Source organism: Undibacterium sp. GrIS 1.2 (genome assembly GCF_040544435.1).
Lineage (GTDB): Bacteria > Pseudomonadota > Gammaproteobacteria > Burkholderiales > Burkholderiaceae_D > Undibacterium.
This window is the reverse complement of the sequence record NZ_JBEONP010000084.1, coordinates 1-9,739: the sequence shown is the minus strand read 5'-3', so window position 1 is coordinate 9,739 and position 9,739 is coordinate 1. Positions and strand designations below refer to the sequence as shown.

At 46.2% G+C, this 9,739-nt stretch carries 10 protein-coding genes; 4 read left to right on the top strand and 6 right to left on the bottom strand.

All coding sequences use genetic code 11. The annotated features are described in order from the left end of the window. Positions 1–420, top strand: a 420-nt coding sequence (locus AAKU61_RS21105) for an N-6 DNA methylase (protein WP_354335462.1), incomplete at its 5' end; no start/stop codon positions are given. A gap of 268 nt (positions 421–688) precedes the next feature. Here the strand turns inward: AAKU61_RS21105 and AAKU61_RS21100 are convergent. The 6 genes from AAKU61_RS21100 to AAKU61_RS21075 form a co-directional block, all read right to left on the bottom strand. Beyond that, positions 689–1,486: an ankyrin repeat domain-containing protein gene (locus tag AAKU61_RS21100; protein ID WP_354335460.1), complete on the bottom strand. Its 798-nt coding sequence runs from the start codon at positions 1,484–1,486 to the stop codon at positions 689–691. After that, positions 1,486–2,463: a hypothetical protein gene (locus tag AAKU61_RS21095; protein ID WP_354335458.1), complete on the bottom strand. Its 978-nt coding sequence runs from the start codon at positions 2,461–2,463 to the stop codon at positions 1,486–1,488. Before AAKU61_RS21095 ends, AAKU61_RS21100 begins: the two co-directional genes overlap by 1 nt. Positions 2,464–2,479: 16 nt before the next feature. Further along, a complete protein-coding gene (locus AAKU61_RS21090; protein ID WP_354335456.1) occupies positions 2,480–2,842 on the bottom strand; it encodes a PAAR-like domain-containing protein in 363 nt (120 codons plus the stop codon). Then, the gene (locus AAKU61_RS21085) at positions 2,839–4,041 is read right to left on the bottom strand and encodes a DUF2169 family type VI secretion system accessory protein (protein ID WP_354335454.1); all 1,203 of its coding nucleotides are present in this window, start codon (positions 4,039–4,041) and stop codon (positions 2,839–2,841) included. The genes AAKU61_RS21090 and AAKU61_RS21085 overlap by 4 nt, the downstream gene beginning before the upstream one ends. A gap of 43 nt (positions 4,042–4,084) precedes the next feature. Further along, the gene (locus AAKU61_RS21080) at positions 4,085–6,370 is read right to left on the bottom strand and encodes a type VI secretion system Vgr family protein (protein WP_354335453.1); all 2,286 of its coding nucleotides are present in this window, start codon (positions 6,368–6,370) and stop codon (positions 4,085–4,087) included. A 431-nt stretch (positions 6,371–6,801) separates the two neighbouring features. Then, complete coding sequence (locus AAKU61_RS21075) at positions 6,802–8,379, bottom strand: type IV secretory system conjugative DNA transfer family protein (protein ID WP_354335451.1); 1,578 nt, start codon at positions 8,377–8,379, stop codon at positions 6,802–6,804. A gap of 223 nt (positions 8,380–8,602) precedes the next feature. Between AAKU61_RS21075 and AAKU61_RS21070 the strand changes: the two genes are divergently transcribed. From AAKU61_RS21070 to AAKU61_RS21060, 3 genes are all read left to right on the top strand, one after another. Further along, positions 8,603–8,860 carry a hypothetical protein gene (locus AAKU61_RS21070; RefSeq protein ID WP_354335449.1) on the top strand — a complete coding sequence of 86 codons (258 nt, stop codon included), beginning with the start codon at positions 8,603–8,605 and terminating at the stop codon, positions 8,858–8,860. 139 nt (positions 8,861–8,999) lie between these two features. Further along, positions 9,000–9,329, top strand: a complete 330-nt coding sequence (locus tag AAKU61_RS21065) for a hypothetical protein (RefSeq protein WP_354335448.1) — start codon at positions 9,000–9,002, stop codon at positions 9,327–9,329. Between the two features lie 199 nt (positions 9,330–9,528). Next, positions 9,529–9,693, top strand: coding sequence for a hypothetical protein (locus AAKU61_RS21060; protein WP_354335446.1), 165 nt, complete (start codon positions 9,529–9,531; stop codon positions 9,691–9,693). Positions 9,694–9,739: the final 46 nt, after the last annotated feature.

Here is a 9,739-nt window from a genome sequence, read left to right as displayed (position 1 = left end):
TTGACGTGCGGGAAGGGCAAAGTATTGGTCGAGGCAAAAAAACGCCTCATTTATCAATTCTGTGGAACTTTAGCTCCGTTTGTGCAAAAACACCCCTTTATCAACGCCAGCGGTCCGGAAAATTTTGAGAAAGGCAAACGCCAGAACCGCCTCATGGATGAACACATCGCCAAGATCATCGACACCTACCAATTCAGGAAAGAAGAGGAGCGCTATTCCAAGCAAGTCTCGATGGAGCGAATCGCAGAGGAAGGATATAACCTCAATATCTCGCGTTATATCAGCACCGGTACTCCGGAGAAAGAAATTGTCCTGAGCGATGTGAATGCAGAGTTGATCGATTTGGAGAGAAAAATCAAAGAAGCAAAAAAAAGACACAACGAATTCCTCAAAGAACTCGAGCAGCTGTTATTGCCATGATTATTCCATGTGTGATTGTGCAAGTCTGCTAGCGAAGAGAAAATAAATGTGGGTATTTCGCGCCAAATATTTTTTGGCTATTGGCTGCTCAGTCAAGTTGGCAGCCATCTGGGGGAGGCTATGTTGGCGACAAAACAGACTTGTTTTTTGTCCAGCGTAGGCATTGAATGAGATGATCAACATTAGGCATATCAAAAGTCGCATGATTATTTTATTTGACTGCATTCAATAATCAACAATGACTAGGGCACTGATTTCGTTGACCATTTCACCTGGCACCGTATTTAGTCAACAAAGACGCAATGGCAGTATTTTTTCTCTTCGTTGCTAATTCAAGCATTGTTTCGCCTTTTTCATTTACGGTATTCGGGTCGGCACCACGCTCCAATAATGCGTTGACGGCATAAACTTTTTCACGAATAACAGCAATCCCTAATGCAGTAGTACCTCGTAATGCACGTGTATTAATGTTAGCTCCGTTGGAGATTAATTTATCTAGTAACCCCAACATCTCTGCACTGTCTGATTCTTCAGTAGATAACACCAGCTCCATAATGGGTCTTAACCCACTTGTATTAACATCAGAATTTGCTCCTTTATCTAACAGCAGATTGGCAATCGCAAACTGGTGGGAAGCAAGTGCAAAATTAAGTGCTAGTAGCACGCCGTTATAATGCCTATTCACATCGGCACCATTCTTGATAAGCAATTCGACTATGGTTTGATTGTTTCTATTTCCAATCGCATAATCGAGCGGAGTAAAATCAGTCTTCTTTCCTTCGATTGTGAAGGATAATGAAAGATTAACGTCTACTCCCCAATCAAGTAAAGTACGCAAAGCTTCCAAGTTGCGAGCATCTATTGCTGTGATCATTAGGGCAGACTGAACCGAGGGATCAACAGCCATCTTTCTGACAGATTTAAGTGCTGTGCGTAATTCATTTACTTGATCATTTTTGATATAGGTATTCAATACTTTGATATCATTTTTTTGATGTGCATTCGCGTCACTTATTTGTGTCCACAGAATTAACGAAAGAAGTAGCACTTTCATTATTGAGTTCATCATTTGTGTCCCGCTATCGTATTTAAGTAATCTTGCATTTCTTTGTATTTTCTTTGAGACATTAAATTGTGTGCTGTTATGTATTGATCATCAGTTAAGCGGCCACTTCCCCATGCGTCTTGCAACTTAAATTCAATTGACGCATCAGTAATAGCCCCATGCTTCTCGGTATCAAGCAAAGCTATACCGGTGTCAAGTAAAGGAGTAGCAACGCGGGTAACAGCCACGCCCACCGCAGAAGTAATACCCCTGATCGCTAGCTTAGATGCAGCCGCCGCTTTACCATATTCTTTTTCTAATCTCGGCACTTCTACTTTACGGTGCTCACCATATAGCGAATTAGAAAAGTATTCTTCTTTTGGCGCAGGCAAGGTAGAACTGCCACTTCCCAAGGCTTTGGAATAAGTACCAAAACCATCGCGCTTCATCATGTCTTTTATCGTATTCTCTGCCCATGCTGTAGGAATGCCCGTCGGCGCTTTACCCTGAAGTAAACTTCCAAGTGCACCAACCACTGCGCCGATAGCGGTATTGCCAGCGCCACCAGCTAAACTCATTCCCTTGCCTAATGATTGAAACTGAGGGATTTTCTGTAGCTTTATCCACGCTTCAGGATTGGATGTTTCTAATTCCGCCAGCACTTTATTTAACTTCGATGGATTGGTCTTTAAGTATTCAAGATACTCTTCATAATCCCTTAATTTAGGAATGTGTTTTCGTGCGGCTGCAATGGCTGCTTTGGCGTCATCGTAGCGTTTTTTCTGCTCTTCAGCCGTCATTTTCCCAGGTACATGATGAATCATGCCCCGAGTGTTAAATTGTTGCAGTGTTCCATTAATTTTAATTGTGCTGTTAAGGTTTGCAATCTCACTAGTCCGCTGTTTCTGCCATTTGGCAAGATCTTCAGGCGATGCTGGGGAGGAATTTTGGATTCCCGTACCATCGGTAAATACAATAGGTTTTTTATCATCAGGCATTTTATTTACCTCTTCTTTATTGTTTGCCGTTCATCCAGCACATATCCCCATCGCGCACTACTGGTATATCGTTTACTAAAACGGTTGCCTCATGTTCTTCTACCCAGACGATTCCGTTGCGAGTTTGAGAGAGTTTGCCGCCGTCAGGACATGCCGGTTCATTACCTTTTACTTGTGGTGCGTAAGAACTTTTGTAGAGAAACACCGGTTCATCGGTAAAAAAGACATCCGGCGAGCAGCTTTCGCTTTGCGATAAATCACAGGCGATGATGTAGGGAACTACACGTTTTCCGCTACCCGATGGCGTCCAGCAATAGTCTGGGTCTAGGCATACGGCGACAAACTTCGCGCTTTGTCGTGCGCCTTCCGGTGTTGTCATGCTGCGTCCTTTTGGCTAAGTTGTATGTAAGCGGGTTGATCCAACTCAGGAAGATTGGCGCGATAGAGTAGCGTGAGTTGGTTCAGGGTGACATCAATATGCACGGTGTCTAGCCGCATTTCTTCTAGCACTGGTTCGGCCAGATAGAGGTCTTGGTATTCAAGCGTAAAGGCATAGCCAGGTAAGCGCATTGATAATGTTTGGTCGCTACGTCGTGAGCTGGGGATAACTCGGTATAAATTGATGTAGGCATCTGCCGCGAGTTGATCCAGTTGCAGATCAGGGTGAGCACCATTCCAATACAAGGGATTAAAGTCTTCTGGCAAGAGCGGGTTGCGCTGTTGTTCCCATTTCTCATCAAAGGTGCCAGCCAAATCAATACGCGGTGTCCAGTGTTTGGGCACTGTGCCCCAGCCTGCCAAGGGATAAGGCTTGTGCGGTGCTGAGGGCAGTGACTTTTTATGCACCTCAATTTGCGGTGCGGTAAATGTGCGATGCTTGCACGCCCAGCGCTTAGCCCAACGACTGGCAAATAATCGACCTCGTTTTGTGTGCTGCCTGATTGCGGATGTCGTTGGCAAATAACCGCGCCCAAGCGGATTGCCGGAATGCGCAAAATTCAGTGGCACTTTTGCGGGTGTGCGTTGGGCATCATCTAAGCGCAGGTTGCCACCATAAGCATAGTCGTAACGTATCGGAGCACCGAAGAATTTTGCTGGCTTGGTTAAACGCCATAAGGACGGCTGCCATAAACCCAGCGTAGCCCAACTGATGAGCTGTCTTACTATGCGACTAGGTAGCAGCCGATAACGCCATAGCCGTGGCCCTGTCATCATTAAGAACGAAGACTTGATCATTTGACCGATGCTCCCGTCAGAGTTGGCATCATGGATGCACACACCAACTTGAAAACGCCGGACAGGTACGTCATTTGGCGCAAACGCATGGGCGTTAATCACCAGATCTACTTTGGTCTTGAATGGTGCAAGATCACTTTCTCTGCGTAATGGCGTTGGCTCGGCTTGTTCAAAATCCAATTCAGCGAAATTGATTGGTTGTTGATCCGGTGCCGGCGTTAGTTCACCATCGATTCCAATGTCGAAAGTGATCGCTAACACTACGACGTTTCTTTGCTCACCAAGCGTATCTCGGTGCGCAAAGCGAAGCGCCGGATAATCCGTCATATTGATGAAACTCATACCTAGCCTGAGAATAGAACGGTAGTAAATGTGAATGCGGGATTCATTCTTTGGTATCTTTAGCTGCATCACCGCCAGAGGGTTGTACCGCAGCCCCAACCCCTGCCGGATTCATCAACACCTTTTCACCGTTGATGATGGTATTCGCCCCTTGCGCTGTGATATTGATAGTTTTACCTGTGATGGCAATAGATCCATCGGCATTCATCACGAGGATGGTGCCGCCGACTTCAATGGTGAACTTCTTGCCGACCTTGATGGTGTATTCCTCACCCACGTCGACGGTTTTGTTGGTACCAACCTTACTAATCTGATTCATTCCCACCACAGTAGACATGATCAAGCCAACATTCAGGCTGTATCCCATACCGACGTTTTCCATCCTGCCCAAGCCGACGTTTTGCATATATGCCATGCCGATGGTTTCAGTCTTCATCTTGCCGACGTTAATCGACCAGTTTTTACCGATACTGTCTTTTTCGTGTTTAGCGACTGATTTAGTGCGATTGCCGCCTATGCTAATCGTTTCGTTCTTGCCGACGTCTTCCGTGCGGTTGTCGCCAATGCTTATCTGTTCGTTGTGATCCACACGCTCGGTGCGGTTGTTGTGGACAGTAATTGTTTCGTCACGATCAACGGTTTCGGTACGATCCCGCTTGATATGATTGGTCTCATCCCTGTCGATGGTCTTGCGCCTGTCATTACCTACCCATTTATCTTCATCATGTTCAACTTCAGTGAGCTGATCTTTTTCTGCATGCAGCCAGAGTTGTTCTTGCCCCATCTTGTCTTCAAAGCGTAGCGCATTGGCGTTGCTGTAGCTGCCGTTTGGTGTTGATCTGGATAGGATGCCGCTTTGGGTTTTATTGGCGGGTAAATCCCATGCTGGTTTGTTGGCGGCGTTGGGTACCATGCCGGTAATTAATGGGCGGTCTGGATTGCCATCCAAGAATTGGACGATGACTTCGGTGCCGACTCTGGGGATAGAGGTCATGCCAAAATTGGAACCAGACCATGCTGTAGCTACCCGCACCCATGCCGAACTTTTTTCGTTGTAACTGCCTTCCCTGTCCCAGTGAAACTGGACACGTACCCGACCATATTCATCCGTGTGAATTTCTTCTCCAGCAGAACCAGTGACTAGAGCTGTTTGGATGCCATAGATTTTGGGTTCTATGCTGTTGTAGCCGCGTGCCGGACGGTAGGGGATGATTTTACGAATGCAGCTTAGATGATTGCTGTAGTGGGCAGGGATAGAACTGTCCATCTGGTAATTATTGCTAGCGCTGTGACGTACTTCGAGGATCAGGAAGGTGTCTGCATTCTTATTACTGCCGAAGACTTCGGTATCGAAGTGCTTGGTGAGACGAAACCAACGTCCTGGCTGGGCGGTGCGGTCATTGCCACTGCCTTCAAAATGTTTGCCGCTGGCTTCGATTTCTTCCATGCGCAGGCGCGATTGCGCATCGCCATCGTTTCTGTCTTTAAAACCGTAAGCACCGCTGTACTCATAGACTTCCAGATCGAGCACATCACCTTGATAGTTATTGGTGCGAATATTAACGTTAATTGGACGTGGACTTTTAAAATCAAAGCTGGAGAGTGTCACACTGCTTGGGACAATGTGCCTTACGGGTGTCCAGTCACCTATCGCATCGTCTTCTTGCGAACCGGCGGCACGCTGGAAGGGGATTTCTGCCTTGTAGCCGTCTATTGGGGCTGCTTGAGTCGAATCGTCCGAGAGGATGAGGGTATGCCCATCAGCGCGGTGTTCATACCAGTAGTGCCAGCCTTGCTGTTCCCAACGACGGTGCAGGTAGTTGTAGTCGGATTCGTCAAACTGCACGGCATCGGTAAATGCAACGTCATGGGTGATACGCAGTTCGCTATCGCGTACTGGGTAATCACCGAAGATGTCTTCGGTTTGGTCTAGTAGGGTTTTATCATGGAACAAAAAGTTATCGCGACGCATGCGCAGGTGTGCCAACCAAGGCATTAACACCATGTCGTAATAGACTTGGCCGCCATCGGCTTTAACCAGACGAAACTCAAACACATAACCAGAAAAGTAACGCAAGCTACCGTCTTCACGCGTTAAGGCAATACTGACTAATTTATTTTGGACATCCTTGAGCGCGATATGAGCATCATTTGAGATAACCTCAACCGTGAATTTAAAATCACGCGAGACAGCTTCGACGGCATCAAGACGATTTGCCACCATTAAGGCTTTCGGGGCATCGTTTTTAGGGAAGGAGAGGCGTAGAAGACGGTTGGTTTGACGGGCGCTGAAAATCGAATTGAGGGCGGTTTCTAACTGGTTACGCATGCGGGATCTTCAGGGAGGATTTGACGGGGTTAGTATTTTTATTGCAAATGCTTTAAATGAAAGTCATATTTAAAAAAACAATAATCCGCTATTATCACTTTTACAATTGCAATCCCAAAACATATTTGGTAACTAGTTGTAACTATGCGAACACATGGCACTAATTTCCGCCAAAAAACCGAGTTGCCCAACTAGGTTTTTTTTGATTTGGCGCAGGTCTCATTTCACTTCCATGTTCTCATCGCAATTTGTTTCAATTTTTCTTTTAATTGTTTTCGGTCGCGTTCCGCTTGTGTCGCCCGGATGAACGTAATCTCTTTTTCTAAACGGCGCCATATTCTTTCTTATTCGCGTTCACGTGCTTTTTTAAACAAATGAAGTTTTTGAAAAATCACTGACTCAATCATGCGATTAAAAATATTAATTTATATTCATTTACGTTTGAATTCTGGAAAATCTTTGTAATGCGGCGTTGCCCTGCCCTTAGCTTTCGCGCCTTTGTATAAGACAACGACCTCACCCGGTGTGAGCTCTCCGAGTTGCCAGGGTTCGATTACATCGACTTTTTCGTGGCTGCTTGTCGTGCTACCTTGCTCGCCGTTTTTGCTATGTGAAAATTTTTCTCGTTCTGTTTTTCCGATCAGAGTAGAAATTAATTTTTGTGTAGTCGCTTCATTCAATCGAAAAACCATCTGAAAATCTGCGGCCGCAAAAAACAACGAATCTGCATTTTGTCCATAACGTCGGTCCATTTGCTCGGCGGTTTGAAAATACATCCAGGTCGGAATCTCTCTGCTCCTAATAGTGTTCAATTTTTCAGGAAGGTTTGGAATGGGAGGCATGTTGCCGAGCTCGTCCAGGAACAACGCCACCGGCTCGCGATCTCCGGCCGTGTCTATTAGTGTAGTGAGGACTGACGTTGCTAAAAATGCGAGTAGGGGTCCTAAAGCATTAATTTTTGCTTCCTCGAATTGTAAAAAAAGTGCTGTCGGCTGACTTCCTTTTCCGAGTTCGCGCGCCGAAAAATCGCTGTGCCCGAGTGCATCTTGCACACCTGGCAAACTCAAATAGTCAAGACCTCGTAGTGCGCCGGTGAGCCCTTGTAATATGAGTGGATCCGGTTTGCCTCCGGCCAGGCCTGCAGCGATGCGGCGAGCCAGGCGCGCTGCAGTATGGTTTGTTGAGCGACCTAGCACGTCGAGCAGCTTCATCGGGTCAGAGTGCTCTGACATTAGATTAAACGCCGTCGGCAAGCTTCCACCTGGCGTGCTGGTGATATGGAACACCGCAGCCTTTAACCAGTCTCTCTGAGCCTCAATGAACGGCGCTTCTTTTGCGTCTCTGATTGGCAGAAGGGATGCGCACAGCTCCGTCAATTCCGTTTCGTCGGTGATGTCCGAAAGAGGGTTCCAGTGGTCGGCGCCAGAGTCAGCTTTGGCTGGATTAATTCGCAAAACGCGGTACCCGGCCTTTTCCAAAGATGGCGCCATAATTTTATGAAGTTCCGGTTTTAAATCGACGGCAACAAAGGACAGTCCGATTTTTGTGGAACGCAATAGTTGATTAAAAAGAAATGTGGTTTTGCCGGTGCCTGGTGGACCGATCACTAGAGCGCGATCTTCGATTGATGTAAAGAAGCGTTTGTTGCCAAAAGTCCCGGCAAATATTCTCGTGCCATTTATTGTTGATTTTGAAAGCATCTTATCGAAGGCTTCGGCGCTGGCGAGTTTTCTTTGGCCGAAAGTCCAGCGCAGACCGCGCAACGCAGAATAAAACAGGGCGCTGATTGTCAGACCAATCACGGCTGGTGTCGCGAGGGTCCATAGCTGCAGAGCGCTTGGCCAGACTGATATGGGATATGTCCAAACATATCCCAGGGCAGCTACAAGCTGCGTTCCGTTTTGTTTTGCGAGGATCGCCAGGGCGAAGCATGCGACGCAGGCGGCGCTCAGGCTGCCGAGCGTGGCCGCTACAGCGGCGGTTTTGATTTGGTCGAGTGCAGTTGCCACGAAATGCCTTTTTGTCCTGTTGTTGAATTTTGCGAAGCGTCTCTACTCATTGAACATGAGGTAGTGACGCTTCGAACTGTGCCTCACAAATATTTTGAATTGATTAGTGACGGCGCGAAATTGATGATATACAATTCCATCTGAAAATGCAAAAAGTCTTTATAAATCAAAGGCTTATAGTATTAATAGGTATTAGTATCTAGTGGTGATAAATGGTGAACACATGAAAATTTTTGGTGGCGACAGTGAGTTGAAGATTGCAGCTTTGGAAGACCGGGCCGAAAAATTAGATCAGGCGCGAAAAAAAGCATTCGCTGATCTTGCCGAGACGAGGAAGCAACTTGCTTGTGCGACTTCCGAGGTTGAAGGTCTCAAAATCGAAGTGAAAAAGCTGAAAGCAACATTGGTGAAAGCTCGGTCACGACAACAATCGAGCGTCGAACGGGCTAACCGGTTTAAAGCCAGGTCAGTTATAGTATAAGAGTTGTTTTTTTATCTTTTTTTACTTAAAAAAAGGTCCCACGTCAGGGTGTTTTAGAGCGGAATACAGCGATTAAACGGGACAAAGGCAACCAACGCCGCGCATGTGCGAAATGTGGGTTAAAACTTAAAAGAAAAACATGAAAAATGATGAAAAACAGTATCAAAAAGGAAAGATGTACCAATACAACGGTGCAGAATTTGTCGAACTGGAACCGTCAAACGATATTAAATTGCCAGTATCTGAAGAGGCGATGGAGGCCGTTAAATCAGTGAGAAAAGCAACACATTCATTGATTAAGTTGCGTCCTGAATTGAGTTTGACCGCGTCGGCAATGTTAATTGAGGCGTCAAAATTGTTAAATATTGCTGAGGTTGTTCAGAAATATGGACAGCAGGTTTACAGCAAGACTGAGAGCAAGGGAGACAACTCGTTGACAGCAGGCGACACCGCAGGACAAGGGACTTGACAGAAAACTGTCAAGTAAGTTGACAACTGCTTGACAGCTAGTTGACAGCTTAAATTTGATAGTTAGGGATGTCCGCCACCGCGGAATTGTTAAATTTTTGAATTTTCTAGTAAAAATTCGCTCAGGCGATTGTTGTAAAAAGTAGTAAAGCCCATGTGGGACCAAGGTTTCATATGAGTTTTAAATAACACTTACCGAAATGACAAAAATTAATACAGAACGTGAACTGATGAGCTTGTGCAACCGGAACCGGGACGGATCGTTCTCCACGCAGGCAGCGCGCCGCGATATCTTGTCGATGGTCGGCCGCCAACTGGGTGTTTTTGCACAAACGGAGCTAAAGTTCCACAGAATTGATAAATGAGGCGTTTTTTTGCCTCGACCAATACTTTGCCCTTCCCGCACGTCAA